Here is a 19,504-nt window from a genome sequence, read left to right as displayed (position 1 = left end):
TGGCGACGAACGCCGTGAGTGATGGACCCGAATGGTCGACAGATTTGGTGGCGCAACTGGTTTATCGTAATGGAATAGAATATCTCCTCAAGGGGTTCCGGCGATGATCCGAGTTCTCATGCTCGAAGACGGTCAATGGAATCGCGCCGGGTTCTCCACTCTTCTGAACCGTGAGCCCGATATCGCACTGGTCGCCACCGCCGATATCGAATTGGAGATCGCCCCGCTCGCGGCGCAATTCGCGCCCGACGTCGTGCTGGTGAACACCGATCTCATGGTCAGCCAGATACTCCCGAAGGTGGCCGAGTTGAAGTCGGCCGCGCCGAAGTGCGCGGTGATCGTCCTCTGTGACCCCACCAAGCGCGGCATGCTGCCGCCGCGCCGCCGCGCCCGCCGGGTCAGCTTCGTGGTGAAGGACACCTCCGTGCGCCAGCTGGCCGCGGCGATCCGGCACGTCGCGCGCGGCGAACGGGTGGTCGACCCGCGCCTGGAGGTGGCCGCGATCAGTACCGAAAAGGCGGTGAGCACCCGCGAATGGGAGGTGCTGGGCCTGGCCGCGGAGGGCGAGACGGTGGCCGAGATCGCCCGCCGCCTCTACCTGTCGCTGGGAACGGTGCGCAACCACATCTCCTCGGTCATCACGAAAACCGGCGCCCGCAACCGCCTCGACGCGATCCGCATCGCACGCAAGGACGGATGGCTCCGCTAGCCTTCCGAAATGCACCTGGAGATTCGCACGATCAGCGAGAGCGAGGTCGGGCCGTTCTGGGCCGCCATGGCCACCGGCTTCCTCAACCCGATCGGTGACAAGGACGCCGAGGCCCGCCGCGACGGCACGCACCTGGACCGGACGTACGGGGCCTTCGACGGGTCGCGCATCGTGTCGACGTTGCGCAGCTTTCCCACCGACCTCACGCTGCCCGGCGGCACGACGGTCGCCGCGTCCGCCGTCACCGCCGTGACGACCACCGCGACCCACCGCCGGCGCGGGCTCGCGACGCGCATGGTCCACCAGGACCTGGCCGCGAGCGTCGAACGGGGCGAACCGGTGAGCGTCCTGATCGCCGCGGAGTGGCCGATCTACGGCCGGTTCGGGTACGGCGCCGCCACCGAGCACCAGATCCTCACCGTCGACACGCGCACCGCGCGGCTCCGCGACCGTCCACAGGGGACGGTCGAGTTCGTCGACCGCGACTTTGCGCGCGACCTCATGCCCACGCTGTACGAGCGGCACCGGCAGGTCTCGCCGGGCGAGATCCGCCGGCCCGAGCGGTTCTGGAACGTCGACTACGGGCTGAAGCGGATCCCGAGCTGGGGTGAGCCGAAGCCGGCCTTCCACGTGGTCGCGCGCGATCCGGCGGGCGAGGTGGTGGGCGCGGCCCGCTACGTCGTCGAGGGCAGGTGGACCGACCGGCAGCCGGACGGCACCGTCGAGCCGCAGGCGATGTTCACCACCGGACCGCTGGGCGACGCGCTGCTCTGGGACCACCTGATCAGCCTCGACATGATCAACACGATCAAGGCGATCGACCGGCCGGTCGACGACGTGCTGCCGTGGCTGCTCTTCGACGCCCGGCACGCCAAGGCCAGCGGCCGGTTCGACTTCCTGTGGGTGCGGGTGCTCGACGTGGCGGCGCTGCTCGGCGCGCGGAGGTACGGCGCCGAGGGACAGCTCGTCCTCGACGTGGTCGACACCGACGGCTACACCGGCGGCCGGTTCGCCCTCGACGGCGGCCCCGACGGCGCGACCTGCACCCCGACGACGGCGACGGCCGACCTGACGATCGGGGTCTCGGCGCTGGGCGCGGTGTGCCTGGGCGGGCACCCGGTGCGGACGCTCGCGGCGGCCGGCCTGGTCGACGAGCACACCCCGAACGCGGTGGCGCGCGCCACCCGCATGTTCGCCGGTGAGCGCGCGCCGTGGTGCTCCACGTGGTTCTAGCGCGATCTTGGACTCCGTGCGGTGCTCCAGCACCGCACGGAGTCCAAGATCGGCTCAGGTTGTCGCCTCGTCGTTCGTGGTCTTGTTCGAGGCGCAGACGCCGGTGTACTTGGGGAGCGTGATCGTCACCGTGTCGCCCTCGTGGGCGGTCGAGCCGCCGTGCGGGTTCTGGGCGGTGACCACGGCGTCCTTGGTCTCCGTCGCGCCGCAGTAGTTCTCGTACCGCACGCTCGCCTTGAGCTTGACGTCGAGGATCTGCTGCTTGGCGTAGCCCTCCGGGTCACCGATCACGTCGGGGACGCGGATCGGCACGCCCTGCGAGACCACCACCGTGACGCGGCGGCAGTGCTCGAGCCGGCCGGGGCCGGGATCGGTGCGGATGACCGTGCCGGGCTGCACCGAGTCGGAGTCTTCCTTCTTGATCTGGTACTGGATGCCCGCGTTCTTCAGTTGCTGCTCGGCGTAGTCGCGGTTCTGGTGCGCGAGGTCGGGCACGTGGCAGGGCTGGGCGACGGGCGTCTGCGCGCCGGGCTTGCTCGCCAGGACCAGCTTCACCGCCGTGTTCGGCGGCACCTGCGTGTTCGCCGCCGGTTCGGTGCGGATCACCAGGCCCTCGCCGACCGTGGTCGACTCCTCGTACACGACGTCGCCCGAGGTCAGCCCCACGGCGGTGAGGCCGGCGACCGCGTCGTCCTGCGTCTTGTTGGCCAGATCCGGCAGCGCGACCGTGGCCGAACCGGGTGTGCGGGCGAGCACCAGCGTCACCTTGGTACCGGGGTCGACCTTCTTGTCCGCTGCCGGCTCGGTCCGGATGATCATGTTCGCCGGCACGTCGGTGGAGTCCTCGAAGATGATCGTGCCGACGTCGAGCTTGGCCGCCTTCAGCGTCGTGGTCGCGTCGTCCTGCGACCGGCCGGCGAGGTTCGGGACCTTCGTGCCCGAGTCGTCACCGGGCAGGTTCATCGCGATCACCACGGCCGCGACGATGATCCACACCGCGACCACGCCCGCCACGATCAGCCTGATCGGCGAGCGGCGTCCGGTCGTGGGCGCCGGCGTGGGCGCGGGTACCGGCGCCGGCGCGGCCGCCGGCTGCCGGCTGGCGGTTCCGGGACGCGGTGCGTCGTTGACGGTCCACACCGGGATGACCCGGCTGTCCCGGTTGTCCTGCGGCGGCTGCAGCGGCTCGACGGGCGGCACGCTGCCACCGGTGTAGACGGTGCCGGTGGTGTTCGGGCCCTGGTTCACGGTCTGGTGCGGTGCGGTCGGCACCGCGGCCCAGTGCCCGACGGGCGTGGCCGGGTGCGCGAAACCGACCCCGGCCGACTGGGGAGCGCCCCCACCACTGACCGGCGCCGCGGCGTACCCGTGCGGCGGAGTGCTGACCGGCGCGGCCGCGTACCCCTGCGGCGGCGTTCCGCCGACCCCGTGCGGCGGCGTGTAGGTGGCGTGCACCGGGGCACCCGACACGTGCGCCGGCGGGCCGGACACCGGCCCCGGTGCGCCGGACGTCGGGTAGACCCCGGCCGCACCGGAGACCGGCTGGCCCGGGAACGGCTGCCCCGAAACAGGCTGGCCCGAGACCGGCTGGCCCGAGACCGGCTGGCCCGGGAACGGCTGGCCGGAGACCGGGGCCGCGGCGTAGCCGGCGGGCACGCCGGACATCGGCGGCATCGGGACGCCGGAGACCGGGCCGCCGGGGACACCCGAGTACGGCTGGCCGGAGATCGGCTGGGCCGACACCGGCACCGCGCTCACCGGGTGCGCCGCCTGGGTGGCCGGTGCCACCGACTGCAGGGCGCCCTCGGCCACGATCAGTTCGGGCTGCTCGGTGGCGATGGGTGCGATGTTCAGCGTGCGGTGCAGCAACGTGGCGACGAGCGGCACCCGGCTGGCCCCGCCGACGAGCAGCAGGCCGGCGATGTTGTCCTGGGTGAGGTTCGCGTACCGGATGAGCGCGGCGGTGGTGCGCACCGTGCGGTTCAGCAGCGGCTGGGCGGCCGCCTCGAACTCCTCGCGGGTGAACTGCACCTCGAGGTCGAACGCCGGCAGCCGCAGGAGCACCGCCGGTGCGCGGGAGAGCATCTCCTTGGCGATGCGCACGTCGTCCCAGAGTTCGCGCCGCCGCCGGCGGTCCTCCGGCGCAACCGGGTTCTCGATCTTGGCCCATTCCTCGTCGCGGCCGGCGGCGGGGCCGTCGCGCAGCCACTTGACGATCGCGGCGTCGAGGTCGAGGCCGCCGATGTCGTTGAGACCGTCGACCGCGGCCACCTCGAACCCGGCCTCGACCCGGCGCACGGCGCTCGAGTCGAACGTGCCCGCACCCAGGTCGTAGACGACGAGTGCCTGGCCGACCGGTACGTCGCGGTTGAGGACGCGGGTGAAGTAGTCGGCCGCCGCCACCGGCTCCGGTACGAGGGTGACCCCGCCCAGCCCGGCCGCCTGTGCGGCGTCCAATAGTGCCCCGCGCCGGACGGTGCCCCAGCCGGCCGGATAGGCCAGCGCGGTCGTCGGCACGACGCCGCCGGTGACGCGGGCCGCCTCGGCCGCGACGTGCTTGAGCACGGCGGTGAACAGTTCGAGGACCGACACCTCGCGGTTGCCGAGCAGCAGGCCCTCGTCGTCGATCAGGCGCTTGGGGTTGGGTTCGAGCTGACTCGGCTCGAACCGGCCGTGGTGGAGTGCGTCGCTACCCACGACGAGGGGCCCCTCGGTGGGGGCGAATACCGCCGACGGCAGCAGGGGTGAGCCTTCGAAAAGGAGCGGCTTGACCCGGCCGTCGGGCCAACGCAGCATCGCGACGGTACTGGAAGTACCGAAGTCGACGCCGAGACCGAATGCCGCAGAGACCATGTGGAGACTCTAAGTCCGGTTACCAAGGCGATGATCTGCAGATTTCCTGGTTAGGCACGTTTCCGGGAGTATGCGAACCAGTCAGCTTCCCGACTGTCGGCCGTTCGCCGCGGGGGCTGGCCCGCCCAGCCACGTGCGAACCATGTCGAAGGCGCCCGGACCGTTGTCGGTCGTGACATCGCGGGCGAGTCCGGCGATTGTCACGGCCTTCAATGCCGACCGCCAGGCGTCGTCGGCCGCGCTCATCGCGCGGGAGATCGCGCAGGGCCTCGTGCACGCCTCCGGCGGGGTGGCGACCGGACCGCGCTGGCGGATCTCGGTGCACTGGAACGCGGGCGCCGCGCCGTCGACCGCCTCGACGACGTCGAGCACGGTGATCTCCGCCGCGGCACGGGTGAGCACGTACCCGCCGGCGTGTCCCTGCACCGAGTGGATCAGCCCGGCGCGCGACAGCGCCTGCAACTGCTTGGCGAGGTAGCTACCGGAGACCTCGTGCAGCTCGGCCAGCCGGGCGGCCGGAACCGGGTGGTCGGCGACCGTGAGGACCACACAGCAGTGCAGCGCCCACTCCACGCCGCCGGACATCTTCATGACCACAGTGTGGCGCGCGCCTCTTGACTCGGACACCCGGTGTCCGGGTAACTTCTTTCTCGGACAAAACTTATCCGAGTTGGGGAGCGACATGAAGATCGTCGTCATCGGTGGCAGCGGGTTGATCGGGTCGAAGCTGGTGGGGCTGCTGACGGCCGCCGGTCACGAGGCGGTGCCGGCATCACCCAGGACGGGCGTCGACACGGTGACGGGCGAAGGGCTCGCCGACGTGCTGGCCAGTACAAACGTGGTGGTGGACGTGACGAACCCGCCGTCGTTCGACACCGTGCTCGAGTTCTTCCGCGCGTCGACCGCCAACCTGCTCGCCGCCGGCCGCGCCGCCGGGGTGGCCCACCACCTGGTGCTGTCGGTGGTCGGCGCCGAGCGCGTGCCCGACAGCAGTTACCTGCCGGCGAAGGTGGCCCAGGAGGAACTGGTCGCCGCGGGCGGTGTGCCGTACACGATCCTGCGGGCGACCCAGTTCTTCGAGTTCGCGGCCGGAATCGCCGACGTCTCGACGGCCGGGGACGGCACGGTGGTGCTGCCGCCGGCCCTGGTGCAGCCGGTGGCGGGCGACGACGTCGCTGCTGTTCTTGCCGACCTGGTGACGGACGCGCCGGTGAACGGCACCGTCGAACTCGGCGGCCCGGAGTCGCTGCCGCTGGCCGACTGGGTGCGGCGGAGCCTCGCGGCGACGGGCGACCCGCGGACGGTGGTGTCGGACCCGGCCGCGACCTACTTCGGCGCGAAGGTCGACGACGACGCGCTGCGCCCGGGCGCCGGCGCCCGCACCGGCACCATCCGGTTGACCGAGTGGCTCAGCGGCTGAGCCGTCGCACCGCCAGTTCGGCCAGGAGGGCGGCGCCGTCGGCCAGCACGCTGTCGTCGAAGCGGGCGAGCGGCGAGTGGTTCGGCGGGGCCGCCTTCGGGTCGTCGGTGGGGCAGGCGCCGAGGAACACGAACGCGCCCGGGACCCGCTCCAGCACCCGCGAGAAGTCCTCCGAGCCGGTCGCCGGGTCGGGCATCGGCTCGAACCGCTCCTCGCCGTACAGGTCCCGCACGGTCCCGGCGAGGAACTCGTGCTCGTCGGCGTCGTTCGCGGTGACCGGGTACTCCTCGTCGTAACGCACGTCGACGTCGAGCCCGTGGGCGGCCGCGATCCCCTCGCACACCGTCACCGCCCGCTCCCGCACCTTCGCCCGCGCGGCGGGGGAGAAGCTGCGGACGGTCGCCTCGAACATCGCGTCGTCGGGGATGATGTTGCGCTTCGTGCCCGCCTGCAGGACGCCGACGGTGAGCACCACCGGGTCGAACACGTCGAAGCCGCGCGTCACCATCGCCTGCAGCGCCATGACCATCTCGCACGCCGCCGGCACCGGATCGCGCGTGTCGTGCGGCATCGCCCCGTGCCCGCCCTTGCCGACGACCCGGACGAAGAGCCCGTCGGAGGCCGCCATCAACGGACCGGGCCGCGAGGTGAAGATGCCCCGCTGGTACTCCGCCGCGATCACGTGCAGGCCGTAGGCGGCGTCGGCCGGACGCCCGGCGGCGTCGAGGACACCCTCGGCGATCATGTGCCCGGCGCCGTCGAAGCCCTCCTCGCCCGGCTGGAACATGAACACCACGTCGCCCGGCAGCTCGGCCCGGCGGGCGCTGAGCAGCCGGGCGGCACCGACCAGCCCGGCGGTGTGCAGGTCGTGGCCGCAGGCGTGCATGGCACCCGGGCTCTTGGACGTGAAGTCCTCACCGCTGCGCTCGACGATCGGCAGCGCGTCCATGTCGCCGCGCAGCACCACCACCGGCCCGTTCGCGTTCGCTCCGCCGCGCAGGACCGCGGTGATCGACGTCAGCGCCGTGCCGGTGCTGATCTCCAGCGGAAGCCCGTCGAGGGCCGCCAGCACGGTCTGCTGCGTGCGCGGAAGCTGGAGCCCGATCTCCGGGGTCTGGTGCAGTTCGCGCCGGAGGGCGGCGAGCTCGTCCTGGATGGCGACGGCGTCGGAATGCAGGGTCATGGGGGAACGCTACAGGGTCGTGGCCGCGCGGAGGCGGCGGCGGATTCCGGGGTCGTAGGCATCGGGATGGGCCCGCGTGGGGCTGAGGCCGTCGAAGAACTCACCGTTGGTCGCGGCATGTTCGGGACCGGTGACGAGCGCCAGCGTGGCCACGCCGCCCTCGTCCACTGTGGACAGCGGGGCGGCGCCGTACTCGCCGACCATCGCCGTGTCCATGAACGTGGCCGGATGGATGCACGTGACGGTGACGCCGCTGCCGGCCAGTTCCTCGGCGAGGTCGAACGTGAACGCGGCCAGCGCCAGCTTCGACCGCCGGTAGGCGGTGATGCCGTCGTAGCCGCGCTCCATGCCCAGGTCGTCGAAGTCGATCGAGACCTGGCCGAGCGAACCGACGTTCACGACGCGGGCGGGCGTGCTCGCCCGCAGCACCGGCAGCAGGTCCCGGGTGAGCAGCACCGGCGCCAGGTAGTTCACCGCCCACCGCAGTTCGTGCCCGTCGGCGCTGAGCTGGCGCGGGGCGCCCGGCCGGCCGAAGCCGACGGCGGCGTTGTTCACGAGGACGTCGAGCCGTCCGCGCGCCGCGACGTCGCCGGCCAGCCGCCGGGTGTCGGCGAGGCTCGCGAGGTCGGCGACGAAACCGTCGGTGTTCAGGTCGGCGGCCAGCGCCTTCACCTTCGCCGGGTCGCGGCCGTGGACGAGCACGGTGTGCCCGTCGGCGGTGAGGCGGCGCGCCAGCCAGGTCCCCAACCCGGAGGTGGCGCCGGTGACGAGAACCGTGCTCACTGAGCCGCTCTCATGGCCGCCGCCATCTTCGCGGGGTCGTGGTCGGGCCGGACCCCCTCGACGACGATTGCCGAGCCGGTGATGTTGTTCGTGCGCAGCGGCAGGATCTCCTGGTACCCCGGGGAGTCGTACCAGCGGCGGGCGTGGTCGGCCGACGGGAACTCGATGATGACGAGCGTGCCGGGCCACTCGCCCTCCCGCACCTCGACCTGCGGGCCGTGAACGAGGAACCGGCCCTCGAACGGTTCGAGCGTGCCCTGGATGCGCTCCAGGTACTCCAGCACCTCCGGGTGCGCCGACGGGTTGTACAGGTGGGCGAGCGCGTATGCCTTGGTCATCGACCCAGTAAACCGCGCACGTAGGCGGCCTGCCCCACGTGCTCCAGGTCGTCGTCGAGGACGCTGATCAGCCGCACACCGAGCGTCACCGGCGGGTCCCACCGCTCGTCGACGATCCGGTCGAGGTCCGCCGGGGTCAGGCCGCGCAGGAACGTGACGGTCTTCTCGTGGACCGCGTCGAAGTACTCCACCAGCGCGTCGGCGCTCTCCGGGTGGACGGTGTGCACCTGCTCGATCGTGTGGTCGTAGCCGGTCTCCTCGGGGTCGGGTTCCAGGCCGAACCGCTTCGACCAGGCGCCTTCGAGGTAGACCTGCCGGCTGCCGACCACCTCCGCGAGGTGGCTGTCCTGCACGCGGGTGAGGTGCCACACCAGCCAGCCGATCGGGTTGGCGGCCGGGCCCGGCGCCCAGCGCAGGTCGTCGGGGTCCAGGTCCTCCACGGCCGAGCGCACCAGGTCGGGCAGCCGGCCGAAGCCGTCAAGGAGCAGGTCGTTGACGTTCATGACATCGACCTTAGGCCGGTGGTCGAGAATGGGCCCCGTGGACCCGCGGGATGAGACGCTCACCATCGATCGTGCCGTCACCGAGCGTGGTGAGATCGTGCTGCGCCGGCGCGGCGACGACTTCGAGATCATCAGCAACGGCGTCTTCCTCATGGACACCCGCAACGGCGAGTCCGAGCGGCTGCTGGTGACCGCCGCCCTCGACGCGTGCCGGTCACCCGACCATGTGCTCATCGGCGGGCTGGGCGTCGGGTTCTCGCTCGCCGAAGCGGTGCGCAGCGCGTCACCGAAGATCATCACGGTGGTGGAGATCGAACCCACGGTGATCGCCTGGCACCGCGACCATCTCGGCGCCGGCGGCCTCGCCGACCCGCGCGTGCGCGTGGTCCGCGCCGACCTCATGGCGCATCTCGCTGACCGGGCGGATGAGTACGACGTCATCTGTCTCGATGTCGACAACGGTCCGGAGTGGACGGTGACCGACGACAACCGCGCCCTCTACGGTGATCACGGGCTCTCGCTGCTGCGGTCGCGGCTGCGGCCGGGCGGGGTGCTCGCGGTGTGGAGCGCCGCCGAGTCGGCGGCGTTCGCGGCGCGGTTGGCGGCGATGTTCGGCCGGGTGACGACGATCCGGGTGCCGGTGCCGCGCGGGGCGCCGGACGTGGTGTGGGTGGCTGCTTTGGAGGTTCAGTGACGACTCTGGTCCGCGGTCAGAACGCGCCGCTCGGCGGTGCGGCGCCGTACACGGTCGTGGTGACGCACGATCCCGGCCCGGAGGTCGACCTCACCGGGTTCCTCCTGGGCGAGGACCGGCGGGTGGTCAACGAGGACGGCATGGTCTTCTACAACCAGCCCGCCCTCGACGGCTATCCGGGTGTTTCGTGGCGCGCCGCGGCGGCCGGCCGGCACGAACTGGTGCTGGATCCTTCGTTCTGGCCGGCGGACCTGGTGCGGGTGCGCGTCGGCGTCACGGTGACGGGCGGAACGTTCGGCGGGGTGCGCGGCCTGGCGGCGCACGTGACCGACGCGTCGGGCGCGGTGGTGGCCACGCTCGACCTCGGCGCGCCCGACCGCCAGGACGCGCTGATCGTGGCCGAGGTGTACCGGCACGGCGGCGGGCTGAAGGTCCGCTGCGTGGGCGACGGCTTCACCGACGGCCTGCACGGCCTGGCGACGGACGCCGGGATCACCGTCGCCGAGGACGACGAACCGGCTCCGGCCGCCCTCAACAGCCGGGTCAATCTGACGAAGCCGGCGGCCGACGCGCCGAAGATCGATCTCCGCAAGTACGAGGTGTCGGTCGCGCTCACGAAGAACGATCTCGCCGACCGCACCTTCCGGGTGGTGCTGGCGATCGACGCCAGCGGCTCGATGAAAGCCATGTACCGCAACGGAACCGTGCAGCGCTCGCTGGAGCGCATGGTGGCCATCGCCGACGTTCTCGACGACGACGGGCGGATGGAGGTGTGGTTCTTCGGCGACTTCCCGGTGCGGTCGGCGCCGGCCACCGTCGGCACGATGGGCGACTACGTCGAGGCGAACGCGGCGGCGAAGAAGAAGGCCGAGGGCGGCAACTACGAACCGCGGGTCATGAAGGAGATCGTCGACTGGACGCAGGCCGAGCCGTCGCCGTATCCGACGCTGGTGCTGTTCTGGTCCGACGGGGGCGTGCACGCGGAGAAGAAGATCGTCGAGACGCTCGTGAAGTCGTCGCGGCTGCCGATCTTCTGGATGTTCCTCGGGCTCGGGCGGGCCGAATACGGGGTGCTGGCGCGGCTCGACAACGTCACCGGCGGGGTGGTCGACAACGCGGGGTTCATCCCGATCGACGACATCGACCGCTACCCCGACGCCGACATGTACGGCCAGATCTTCGGCAACTTCGTCAAGCCGTGGGTCGCGGCGGCCACCGCTGCGGGCGTCCTATAAGGCTTTCGTCGTTCGCACCACGGTCACCGAGTACGGCGGGAGCACCACGGCGCGTCCGTCGTCCATCGTGGTGTGGAACGGCGGGAGGTCGAGGTCGGGGTAGCTCCGCCCCTGCGGGTGGGCGACCCAGTTCCACTGCAACGGCGAGTACTGGAACAGGTCGAGGTCGCCGGTGACCGGGCGTTGGACGCCGTGCGTCTTTCGGGCCACGCGCATGGTCACCGGCCTGCGCGGGTCCTTGTTCAGCAGCAGCACCGACAGTTTGCCGTCGGGACGGCGCAGCGCGTACGCCGTCACCTGTGGGTAGTTGCCCTTGATTTTCAGGGAACACGACGCCAGGTACACGGTGTGCCGTCCGGTGCCGGGTTGGACCCAGTGCCGGTTCACCAACTGCGCCGCGTGGTAGGTCGGCATCGGCCGGACGGGTTTGCCGGCGACGTTCTGGAACAGCATCAGGTTGCCCCAGGTGTTGCACGGCTTGCTCTCGTCCTCCTGGAAGACGTCGTCGGGTTCGAGCCCGTACAGGTAGCTGGTCTCGCCGCCGAGCGCGAGCAGCAGCGCGGCCGTCTCGGCGTTGACGATCGCGCCGGGCAACTCGACCTCGGGCTGCCCGGCGAACGCGGAGTAGCCGTATTCGGTGATCACCTTCGGGATGTCGGGCGGCAGCCCGGCCGCCTCCTGCCGGCGGAGGATGTCGACGAGCATCGACGGGTGCCGGGCCAGCGGGCCGGCCGGGTCCTCGCACACGTCGTCGAACGGGTACCACTCGAACGAGAAGAAGTCGAAGTCGTCCATCCGGTTGCGTTCGCGCATGTACGCGACGAACTGGCCGGTCCACGACCGGACGCCGTTCGCGTCGGGCCAGGCGAACCAGTCCGGGATCACGGTCTGGTAGCCGGGGCCGCCGAACTCGAGGTCGGGGTTGACCGCCTTCATCGCGGTGGCCATCTGCAGGTACAGCGCGCCGTAGTCGCGCGGCTGGGTGATCTGACCGTCGGGCTCCTCGCCGACCTCGATCCGGCGCACCTTCTTGTTCCGTAGGTACGTGGCCAGCGCGGCGGCGTCGTCCGGCGTCCCGTACAGGGCCGGCACCGGCACCATCAGAGGCGCGCCCGCCGTGAGGCCGCTGGCGAACGTGCGCTCGAAGCTGGCGTGCTCGTGGTTCTTCTCGACGTCGGTCGCCCGGTGCCACGGGTCGGTCGAGGAGACCACCGTCATCGTCTGGGTCCGGTCGGCGCGGTGCCGCACGTGGTCTGTCGAGCCGCTCAGGATCGACAGTTCCCGCACGGCGTAGCCGAGGCGGTCGCGGACGTCGGTGCTGCCCGCCGGCGCGGTGTCGGAGTCGGCGGTCATGAGGATCCGGATGAACTGCGCCTCGACCGGGGCGTCGGCCACCCGCACGGTCTGCGCTCCGCCGCGGCCGGTGTGCGTGCCGCGCGGGAAGTCCTTCCAGTCGACCGGGCCGGGCTGGGCCGGGAACAACGCGTCCTGGCCGGTCCAGTACTGGACGCGGAAGCCGGTGGCGTACGGCGTGCCCCACTCGACGCGCACCTGGTCGACCGGCACCGCCTCGGGGAACGACAGCACCATCCACTGTGGATGGTCGGCGTCCGGTACGCCGGTGTAGTGCGAGTCGAGGTACGGGTTGCTCTTCCAGAACGTGGTCGGGTCGCCGTCGGTCAGGCGCGAGTAGCCGTCGTCCTTGGCCATGTCGAGGGTGTGGCCCCGGCGCGGCAGGTGGTACCCGTAGGAGACGCCGGGATCGTCGTGGACCTCGGTCGCCGACGTCCAGTAGCCCTGACCGCGGGCGGGATCGCTCCAGGTGCCCGCCGCGTTCCAGTGCCACGCCTTGACGCCGAGCTCGGTGCGCAGCCGGTAGCTGAGCGAGCCGAACCCGGCCGACCGCATCGCGTCGAGGTTCGCGGGCGTCCACACCTTGTCGATCTCGCCGCCCTCGAGGCCGTCGATGCCGGCGCCGAGCGCGGGGCTGCCGTCGAAGGTGTTCACCGGGTTGTCCCAGGCGACCTCGACGACCCCGTCGGTGGACGGGACGGCGGCCGGCGACCGGTCGAACGGTTCGAAGACGACGACCGCGGTGGTGCCGGCGGCCACCGCCGCCACGAGGAACTGGACGCCGGGTCGCCGCCACCAGCGCCGGCGCGTCGGCGGGGCTTCGTCGGGGGACACGCTGGCTGATTCTGGCGTGGTCGCGGGCCGGTGGTGCGCCGCTCGCAGCGATACGGGCCGATCGGCCTACCCCGATGGAGCCACCAGGTCGGCGTACTCGGGGTGACGGTCGACGTACCCGGTCATGAACGGGCACACCAGGCTGACCGTCGCGCCCCGCACCCGCACGTCGTCGAGCGCGCTGGTGGCCAGCCGGCCGGCCAGCCCGCGCCCTTCGTACCCCTGGTGGATCTCGGTGTGCAGGAACTCGACGTGGCCCGGCGACCGCCGGTACTCGACGAACCCGGCCACCTCGCCGGCGACCAGCACCTCGTACCGCCCGGCCTCGAAGTTGTCGACCACGCTCACGTTCGACGAGTCGAGCGTGTCGACCTGGGCGCTGCCGGCCACCCGCAGCTTGCGGCGGGCCCGCTCGTAGAACGTGGTGCGGCCCAGTCGCACCACGTGCGCGGCGCCGGGCAGCGGCGTGATCGGCACGCAGTCGCCGGCGCTGACGTAACCCCGCACGATCCCGTCGCCCTCCACCGCGAGCCGGCCGCTGCTCGGCAGCACGTCGAGCGTGAGCCGCTCGTCGAGCGACAGCAGCAGCGACCGGTTGAACGACGCGTGCGCCGCCGCCGCGTTGACGAGCAGACCGGGCACGGTGGGCGAGACGATCGGCCCGCCGGCCGAGAAGCTGTACGCGGTGGACCCGGTGGGCGTCGAGACGATCACCGCGTCGGCGGCGTACCGCACGAAACTGTGCCCCTCCACGGTGATGCTGACCGCCGCCAGCCCGTCGCCGGGCGACCGCACCAGCGCGATGTCGTTGAACGAGTTGACCTCGGTACCGTCGGGCAGCGTGGTACGCACGGCCATCCGCGGCTCGACGCTGTACTTGTGCTCGTCGATCGCCGACAGCGCCTCGCCGAGATGGGCGGCGTCGACCTCGGCGAGGAAGCCCAGCCGCCCGACGTTGACGCCGAGCACGGGGGTGTCGCGGCCCTGCACCAGCCGCAGCGCCCGCAGCATCGTTCCGTCGCCGCCGAGGCTCACCATCAGCCCGGACCGCTCGATGAGCTCCTCGGGCGACACGGCGACCGCCGAACAGTCGATGCGGCCGATTTCGTCCTCGAGGCCGAGCACGGTGGCCCCCCGGTCCTTGGCCCAGGCGAGAATCGTGTCGACGGCCGGCGTGCAGTCGCGCCGCGGATGCAGCACGATGCCGACCACGTGGATCATGCCCATGGTGCCGCCTCCGGATCGGTGGGACGGGCTGGTTCGCCCGCCCCACCGTATCCCTAGGGAAGCGTGTTCAGATGCGGACGCACGGTTCTCGCGAAGCCGTTGCCGTTGGTGACGTCCCAGTTGATCGACCAGGTCATCGCGCCGCGGATGCCGGGGTAGGTGCGCGGCGGGCGGAACGAGCCGCAGTTCGTGGCGCGGGCCAGGCAGTCGAGGGCGTTGGTGACCACCGACGGCGCGACCACGCCGCCGCCGGCCGCGCCCGGGCCCGCCGGGAGGCCGAGCGAGACCTGATCGGGTCGCAGCCCGTTCTCCAGTTGGATGCACGCCAGCGCGGTGAGGAAGTTGACCGTTCCCTGCCCGTACGCGGCCATCTGGTCGCACCCGAGCATGGAGCCCGAGTTGTAGAACTGCGTGTGGACGACGGTGAGGATGTCCTTGATGTTCAGCGCCAGCGCGAAGTAGCTGCCGCCCGTCGACTGCATGTCGATCGTCTGCGGCGCCATCGTGATGATGAGACCGCTGCCGACCTGGCTCCGCAACGTGCGCAGCGCCTGCGCCATCCAGGTGGGGTTGAGCCCGTTCTCCAGGTCGATGTCGACGCCGTCGAACCCGAACGACTGGATGATGCCGCGCACGCTGTTGGCGAAGTTCGTCGCGGACGTGGCGTCGTTGACCGCGACCCGCCCGAGTTCCCCGCCGACCGACAGGATCACCTTCTTGCCGCGCGCCTTCACGGTGGCGACGTCGGCGCGGAAGTCGGCGTCGGTGTACCCCCCGAGCGAGGCCGACAGGCCCGCGTCGACGCCGAACGTGACCGCACCCGGTGTCGAGGACGCCTCGGCGAACGCGACCGCGATGAGGTCGTACTCGGCCGGCACGTCGCGCAGGCGGAGCTCGACCGCCTGGTTGTTGAAGTTGTGCCAGTAGCCGGTGAGGAAGTGCTTCGGCAGCGGGCCGCCCGGATCGGGGTCGGTGCACCCGGTGGTGGTTCCGGTGACCGGCGCGCTCTGCGCCGACTCGCCGTTGGCGTTGTACGCCGTGACCGTGTACGTGCGCGAGGTGCACGCCGGCAGCCCGCTGATCGTCGCGGTGGTACCGGTGACGGTGGCGCGCACCGCCGTCCCCTCGTAGACGCGGTACCCGGTGACCGTTCCCGACGACGCGTTCCACGCGAGCGAGATTCCGCCGGCCGTGGTGCCGGACACCCGGACGTTGCCCGGCACGCCGGGCGCACCCGGCTGCGGGTTCGTGCCACCGCCGCAGGCGGCACCGTTGAGCGTGCAGTTGGCCGGGCTGCCCGACCCGGTGCCGATGAAGCCGAAGCTCACCGAGGCACCCGGTGCGAGGTGGCCGTTCCAGGAGAGGTTGCTGAACGTGTAGCGGTTTCCGCTCTGCGTCCGCTGCGCGTCCCAGGACGAGCTGATGCCGGATCCCGCCGGCAGGTCGAATGCCACCGCCCACGAACCGAGCGTGGTGGTGCCGCCGTTGGTGATCGTGTACTTGCCCTCCCAGCCGCTACCCCAGTCGGAGGTCTTGACGAAGGTCGCGGTGGGAGAGGCGGCCCGAGCCGCCGTGGTGGTTGCGGTGATCGCGGTCGCCGCCAGCGCCGCGATCACGAGAGCCCGGGCGAGCGGGCGGGCCCGCCGGGCAACTGTTGCTGGGGTCATGGATTGACGGTAGGCGATCGGACCAGTCCGGTCTAGACCAGACGGAATGTTAGCGTGCGGCCCATGACGGAACTGTTCCACCTGACCGAGGCCGCGACGTGGGAGGCCGCCCGCGCGGCCGGCGAGTACCGGCAGTCGACCCGCGGGGTGACGCTCGAACAGCAGGGCTTCATCCACTGCTCGTTGCGCCATCAGGTGCGCCCGGTCGCCGAAACGTTCTATGCCGACGCCGACGACCTGGTGCTGCTGACCGTCGACCTCGACAAGCTCACCGCACCGGTGAGATTCGAATCCGATTTCCCGCACATCTACGGGCCGATCCCGGTCGACGCGGTGGTGAACGTCGTTCCGGTGACCCGCGACGACACCGGTCGGATGGTCCTACCCGGGTAATCTGAGCGGCGATGGCCACGACGATGACGGCGCCGGAAAGCGTCGCGGCGCTCTTCCCCGGGCTGGCGGCCCACGCACGGGACGCCACGCGGCTGCATCCGCGCCGGGGCCGGCCGTCGCGGCGACGCAGCCACGTCGGCGGGCCGTTGTGGTGGCCGGCCGACGAGCCGTGGCCGGTGTGCTCGGCCGAGCACGTGGTTCCGACGCGCACGCCCGTCCCCCCGCCCTTGCTGGCGCGGCTGCACGCGGCCCGGCAGACGCGGAACTGGGCCGACCACGTCGCCGTTCTGGCCGAACTCGCCAGTGACATCCCCGGATTCAGCGGCATCGACCGGCGCGACGGCACGGCGCACGGCCACGTCTCGCGGCCCGAACCCGAACCGACGCCGTACGTGGCGATCGCCCAGCTCCGGCTCGCCGACGTCCCCTCGCTCGCGCCGCCACCGGGTGCGGACCTGCTCCAGGTCCTCTGGTGCCCGAACGACCACGACCTCGACGGCGGCGGCCTGGCGCCCGCGGTCACGTTGCGGTGGCGCAATTCGGTCGAGCTGCCGGCGCGGGCCGGCGACCCGCCGCCGAAGCCCGCCGTGAGCGAGGCCCGCTACCTGCCGCACCCGTGCGTGCTCAGCCCGGAGGGCGTCACGGAGTACCCGTGGTGGCAGGATCTCCCCGCCGAACTCGGATTCGCCGTGCACGCCTGGGATCTGGAGCACAACGGGCGGTACCACCGGCAACTCGCCACCGCGCCGGGCTGGAAGGTCGGCGGCTGGGCGGCGTGGCCCACCACCGACGCGGTTCCGTTGCTGTGTACGGGATGCGGCGACCGCATGGTGCACCTGCTGCAGGTCGACAGCGGCGAGTGGGGCGACCCGGCGCGCTGGCGGCCGGTGGAGGAGCGCGGCCTGCGTCCTGGAACCGCCGCGCACACGGCGGCGACCGAACCCACCGGCGTGATCGTCGGCCACTGCGGCATGTACCGGATCTTCCGCTGCCCGCGCTGCCCGGACCGGGTGCGGGTCAACCTCCAATGACCGCGCCGTTGTGGCGCTGCGAGGCCTGCGGGCGCACGTTCGCCAACCGCAACCAGACCCACACCTGCGCCCCGCTCGGTTCCCTCGAAAGGCATTTCGCTTCCTGTGATCCTATGGTGCGCGAGACATTCGACCGGATCCTCGCGGCGGTGGAAGCTGTGGGACCGGTGAGCGTACTGCCGGAGAAGACGCGCATCGCGTTGCATGTCAGGATGAGTTTCGCCGCGTTCACACCGCGCCGGCGGTGGCTCACCGGGCATCTGGTGCTGGCGCGCCGGATCGAGAGCCCGCGGTTCACCCGGATCGAGACGTACTCGCCGCGCAACGTGCTGCACGCCTTCCGGTTGAACTCACCGTCCGATGTGGACGGTGAGTTCACCGAATGGTTGCTGGAGGCGTACCGATCGGGATCCTAGCCCCGGCGCCACTTCTGGTTCGCGCCGCCGTGGCAGTCCCACTGGATCAGCACCGTGTGGTTGGCGGTGCCCCAGCCGTTCACGTCGACGCACTTGTTCGACTGCGGGTTCACGAGGTCGCCCGCGGCGCTCAGCACGAACTGCTGGGCCGGATTGCCGCTGCAGCCGACGATCTGGATCGCCGCGCCGTTGTCGCGCGAGCCCCACGCGACGTCCATGCACATGTTGTTGGTGCGCAGCGTGCCGTCGCCGACGAACGTCCACTGCTGGTTGATCATGCTGTGGCAGTCGTAGATGGTGAGCTGCTGGCCCTCGTTGAACGTCGGCGCGTCGATGCACTTCCCGGAGTGGGCGCCGATGAGCCGGCTCGTGCCGCCGCCACCGCCGGTGGTCGTGAGTGAGAGCCCATAGGTCTGCAGGATCTCGTTGACCGGCTGGAAGAACATCGTGCCGCCGCTGGTGCAGTTGCCCGACCCGCCGGAGGTGACGCCCTGCGCCTGGTTACCGGAGATCCAGGACCCGCCGGAGTCGCCGGGTTCGGCACAGGCGTTGCTGCGGGTGAGCCCGTACACCGCGCCCTGCGCGTAGTTGACGGTCTGCTCGCGGGCCTGGATCGTGCCGCAGCGCCAGCCCGTTGTGCGGCCCGACCGGCACACACTCGCGCCGACAGCCGCGTCCTGCGATCCGGCGACCGTCACGTTGCCGCCCGCGTAGTTGTTGACCCACGGCTGCGGCGTCCAGCTGCCGTTCGTCTGCACCCAGGCGTAGTCGTTGCCGGGGAACGACGAACCGCGGAACGTGCCCTGCGAGACGTTGTTGAACCCGAGGGTCGGCGAGCCGACGCCGCCGCAGTGCCCGGCGGTGACGAACCCGCCGGCCACGGAGAAGCCGACCGAGCACAACGTGTTGCCGTTGATGACGTACTGGTCGCCGCCGCGGATGTCGTACAACGGCTTCGGCGCGTCGGTGGCCGTCACGATTCGGACGTCCGTGTCCGGGAGGCCGCTCGCCGCGACGAACGCGCGGCCCGCGCCCTCGCTGGCGGCGGTCACCACGACGCTGTTGGTGGTGACGTCGACGTACCAGCCGTGCACGGCGCTGCCCGCTTTGGTGGCGTCGAGCCGCGCGCGTGTCTTCGTCAGCGCCTTCTCGGACTTCGCGACGACGACGGGTTCGCCGCCGGCCTGCCGGACCGCGTCGGCCAAGGCCTGGTCGGTGATGGCGACGGCGAGCCGGCTGGCGTCGGCCGTGATCCAGGCGCCGGCGAAGCTGTCGCCGGTCGCGGCGCGGGCCGCCTTCTCCACGACGGGTGCCGCGGCCTCGGTCGCGAGGCGGCCGCGGATCTGGTTGTCGGTGAGGCCCAGGTCGCGGCGCATGGCGTCGACCATGCCCGGGTTCAGTCCCTGGATCGCGGTGGTGGGGGTGTCGGGGGCCGGCTTCGCGTGGGCGACCGTCGTGGGGACGGTCGTGAGCGCGAGCACGAGGGCGAACGCGCCGGTGACGGCGCGCGGACGGGGAGGCATGGACGGGGTCCCTTCGACAACGGCCGGGCGGGGCCGTGGACGTCGGTCTAGACCAGAGAGCGCTCTCCGCATCCTCGCCGCCCACACTGATCCCTGTCAATGCCCGGCG

Annotated in this window: 18 protein-coding genes; 8 read left to right on the top strand and 10 right to left on the bottom strand. The window is 71.5% G+C overall.

Features of this window, described 5'->3' with window-relative positions:
* Window positions 1-118: 118 nt before the first annotated feature.
* Complete coding sequence (locus tag Vau01_RS17145; protein ID WP_239151646.1) at window positions 119-709, top strand: response regulator transcription factor; 591 nt, start codon at window positions 119-121, stop codon at window positions 707-709.
* 9 nt (window positions 710-718) lie between these two features.
* Window positions 719-1,942, top strand: a complete 1,224-nt coding sequence (locus tag Vau01_RS17140) for a GNAT family N-acetyltransferase (RefSeq protein WP_203993415.1) — start codon at window positions 719-721, stop codon at window positions 1,940-1,942.
* Between the two features lie 54 nt (window positions 1,943-1,996).
* Here the strand turns inward: Vau01_RS17140 and Vau01_RS17135 are convergent, their stop codons facing one another.
* A complete protein-coding gene (locus Vau01_RS17135) occupies window positions 1,997-4,795 on the bottom strand; it encodes a PASTA domain-containing protein (protein WP_203993412.1) in 2,799 nt (932 codons plus the stop codon).
* A gap of 81 nt (window positions 4,796-4,876) precedes the next feature.
* Entirely contained in the window at window positions 4,877-5,386 is a 510-nt protein-coding gene (locus Vau01_RS17130; protein WP_203993409.1) for an RrF2 family transcriptional regulator, read from the bottom strand.
* 91 nt (window positions 5,387-5,477) lie between these two features.
* Here Vau01_RS17130 and Vau01_RS17125 point away from each other — a divergent pair, with 91 nt between their 5' ends.
* Window positions 5,478-6,215 carry an SDR family oxidoreductase gene (locus Vau01_RS17125; RefSeq protein ID WP_203993406.1) on the top strand — a complete coding sequence of 246 codons (738 nt, stop codon included), beginning with the start codon at window positions 5,478-5,480 and terminating at the stop codon, window positions 6,213-6,215.
* Here Vau01_RS17125 and Vau01_RS17120 read toward each other — a convergent pair.
* Genes Vau01_RS17120 through Vau01_RS17105 form a run of 4 tightly spaced genes read right to left on the bottom strand, consistent with a single transcriptional unit; the run spans window position 6,205 to window position 9,022 of the window.
* Window positions 6,205-7,398, bottom strand: coding sequence for a M20 metallopeptidase family protein (locus tag Vau01_RS17120; protein ID WP_203993403.1), 1,194 nt, complete (start codon window positions 7,396-7,398; stop codon window positions 6,205-6,207). The genes Vau01_RS17125 and Vau01_RS17120 overlap by 11 nt on opposite strands.
* A 9-nt stretch (window positions 7,399-7,407) precedes the next feature.
* Window positions 7,408-8,181: an SDR family NAD(P)-dependent oxidoreductase gene (locus tag Vau01_RS17115; RefSeq protein WP_203993400.1), complete on the bottom strand. Its 774-nt coding sequence runs from the start codon at window positions 8,179-8,181 to the stop codon at window positions 7,408-7,410.
* Window positions 8,178-8,519 carry a DUF1330 domain-containing protein gene (locus Vau01_RS17110; RefSeq protein WP_203993397.1) on the bottom strand — a complete coding sequence of 114 codons (342 nt, stop codon included), beginning with the start codon at window positions 8,517-8,519 and terminating at the stop codon, window positions 8,178-8,180. Before Vau01_RS17110 ends, Vau01_RS17115 begins: the two co-directional genes overlap by 4 nt.
* A complete protein-coding gene (locus Vau01_RS17105) occupies window positions 8,516-9,022 on the bottom strand; it encodes a mycothiol transferase (protein ID WP_203993394.1) in 507 nt (168 codons plus the stop codon). Before Vau01_RS17105 ends, Vau01_RS17110 begins: the two co-directional genes overlap by 4 nt.
* A gap of 37 nt (window positions 9,023-9,059) precedes the next feature.
* On the opposite strand from Vau01_RS17105, the gene Vau01_RS17100 reads away from it, so the two are divergent.
* Both Vau01_RS17100 and Vau01_RS17095 read left to right on the top strand, forming a co-directional pair.
* Window positions 9,060-9,716, top strand: coding sequence for a spermine/spermidine synthase domain-containing protein (locus Vau01_RS17100; RefSeq protein WP_239151645.1), 657 nt, complete (start codon window positions 9,060-9,062; stop codon window positions 9,714-9,716).
* Window positions 9,713-10,951 (top strand): VWA domain-containing protein, encoded by a 1,239-nt coding sequence (locus tag Vau01_RS17095; RefSeq protein WP_203993388.1) that lies wholly within the window; start codon window positions 9,713-9,715, stop codon window positions 10,949-10,951. Before Vau01_RS17100 ends, Vau01_RS17095 begins: the two co-directional genes overlap by 4 nt.
* Here Vau01_RS17095 and Vau01_RS17090 read toward each other — a convergent pair.
* From Vau01_RS17090 to Vau01_RS17080, 3 genes are all read right to left on the bottom strand, one after another.
* The gene (locus Vau01_RS17090; protein WP_203993385.1) at window positions 10,946-13,138 is read right to left on the bottom strand and encodes a discoidin domain-containing protein; all 2,193 of its coding nucleotides are present in this window, start codon (window positions 13,136-13,138) and stop codon (window positions 10,946-10,948) included. The genes Vau01_RS17095 and Vau01_RS17090 overlap by 6 nt on opposite strands.
* Before the next feature lie 66 nt (window positions 13,139-13,204).
* Window positions 13,205-14,365 (bottom strand): NAD(+)/NADH kinase, encoded by a 1,161-nt coding sequence (locus tag Vau01_RS17085; RefSeq protein ID WP_203993382.1) that lies wholly within the window; start codon window positions 14,363-14,365, stop codon window positions 13,205-13,207.
* Window positions 14,366-14,418: 53 nt separating this feature from the next.
* Window positions 14,419-16,032 (bottom strand): chitinase, encoded by a 1,614-nt coding sequence (locus tag Vau01_RS17080; protein WP_203993380.1) that lies wholly within the window; start codon window positions 16,030-16,032, stop codon window positions 14,419-14,421.
* A 63-nt stretch (window positions 16,033-16,095) separates the two neighbouring features.
* On the opposite strand from Vau01_RS17080, the gene Vau01_RS17075 reads away from it, so the two are divergent.
* The 3 genes from Vau01_RS17075 to Vau01_RS17065 are packed head-to-tail and all read left to right on the top strand — an operon-like array spanning window position 16,096 to window position 17,872.
* Window positions 16,096-16,425, top strand: a complete 330-nt coding sequence (locus Vau01_RS17075; protein ID WP_203993378.1) for a DUF952 domain-containing protein — start codon at window positions 16,096-16,098, stop codon at window positions 16,423-16,425.
* 11 nt (window positions 16,426-16,436) lie between these two features.
* Complete coding sequence (locus tag Vau01_RS17070) at window positions 16,437-17,456, top strand: hypothetical protein (protein WP_203993376.1); 1,020 nt, start codon at window positions 16,437-16,439, stop codon at window positions 17,454-17,456.
* A complete protein-coding gene (locus tag Vau01_RS17065; protein WP_275423945.1) occupies window positions 17,453-17,872 on the top strand; it encodes a DUF5655 domain-containing protein in 420 nt (139 codons plus the stop codon). The genes Vau01_RS17070 and Vau01_RS17065 overlap by 4 nt, the downstream gene beginning before the upstream one ends.
* On the opposite strand, the gene Vau01_RS17060 is transcribed toward Vau01_RS17065, so the two are convergent.
* Window positions 17,869-19,395, bottom strand: coding sequence for a ricin-type beta-trefoil lectin domain protein (locus tag Vau01_RS17060; protein ID WP_203993372.1), 1,527 nt, complete (start codon window positions 19,393-19,395; stop codon window positions 17,869-17,871). The two genes, Vau01_RS17065 and Vau01_RS17060, sit on opposite strands and share 4 nt — an antisense overlap.
* Between the last annotated feature and the right edge of the window lie 109 nt (window positions 19,396-19,504).

The sequence above is a fragment of the Virgisporangium aurantiacum genome (assembly GCF_016863635.1).
Taxonomy (GTDB): domain Bacteria; phylum Actinomycetota; class Actinomycetes; order Mycobacteriales; family Micromonosporaceae; genus Virgisporangium; species Virgisporangium aurantiacum.
The sequence above is the reverse complement of the archived record's forward strand: the minus strand, read 5'-3'. Positions and strand labels throughout refer to the sequence as shown.

Excerpts from the sequence above, each read along its gene's own strand:
- Vau01_RS17060 (WP_203993372.1), bottom strand. The coding sequence starts at position 19,395 with ATGCCTCCCCGTCCGCGCGCCGTCACCGGCGCGTTCGCCCTCGTGCTC.
- Vau01_RS17120 (WP_203993403.1), bottom strand. The coding sequence starts at position 7,398 with ATGACCCTGCATTCCGACGCCGTCGCCATCCAGGACGAGCTCGCCGCC.
- Vau01_RS17105 (WP_203993394.1), bottom strand. The coding sequence starts at position 9,022 with ATGAACGTCAACGACCTGCTCCTTGACGGCTTCGGCCGGCTGCCCGAC.
- Vau01_RS17075 (WP_203993378.1), top strand. The coding sequence starts at position 16,096 with ATGACGGAACTGTTCCACCTGACCGAGGCCGCGACGTGGGAGGCCGCC.
- Vau01_RS17080 (WP_203993380.1), bottom strand. The coding sequence starts at position 16,032 with ATGACCCCAGCAACAGTTGCCCGGCGGGCCCGCCCGCTCGCCCGGGCT.
- Vau01_RS17110 (WP_203993397.1), bottom strand. The coding sequence starts at position 8,519 with ATGACCAAGGCATACGCGCTCGCCCACCTGTACAACCCGTCGGCGCAC.
- Vau01_RS17070 (WP_203993376.1), top strand. The coding sequence starts at position 16,437 with ATGGCCACGACGATGACGGCGCCGGAAAGCGTCGCGGCGCTCTTCCCC.
- Vau01_RS17135 (WP_203993412.1), bottom strand. The coding sequence starts at position 4,795 with ATGGTCTCTGCGGCATTCGGTCTCGGCGTCGACTTCGGTACTTCCAGT.
- Vau01_RS17065 (WP_275423945.1), top strand. The coding sequence starts at position 17,453 with ATGACCGCGCCGTTGTGGCGCTGCGAGGCCTGCGGGCGCACGTTCGCC.
- Vau01_RS17085 (WP_203993382.1), bottom strand. The coding sequence starts at position 14,365 with ATGGGCATGATCCACGTGGTCGGCATCGTGCTGCATCCGCGGCGCGAC.
- Vau01_RS17145 (WP_239151646.1), top strand. The coding sequence starts at position 119 with ATGCTCGAAGACGGTCAATGGAATCGCGCCGGGTTCTCCACTCTTCTG.
- Vau01_RS17130 (WP_203993409.1), bottom strand. The coding sequence starts at position 5,386 with ATGAAGATGTCCGGCGGCGTGGAGTGGGCGCTGCACTGCTGTGTGGTC.
- Vau01_RS17140 (WP_203993415.1), top strand. The coding sequence starts at position 719 with ATGCACCTGGAGATTCGCACGATCAGCGAGAGCGAGGTCGGGCCGTTC.
- Vau01_RS17125 (WP_203993406.1), top strand. The coding sequence starts at position 5,478 with ATGAAGATCGTCGTCATCGGTGGCAGCGGGTTGATCGGGTCGAAGCTG.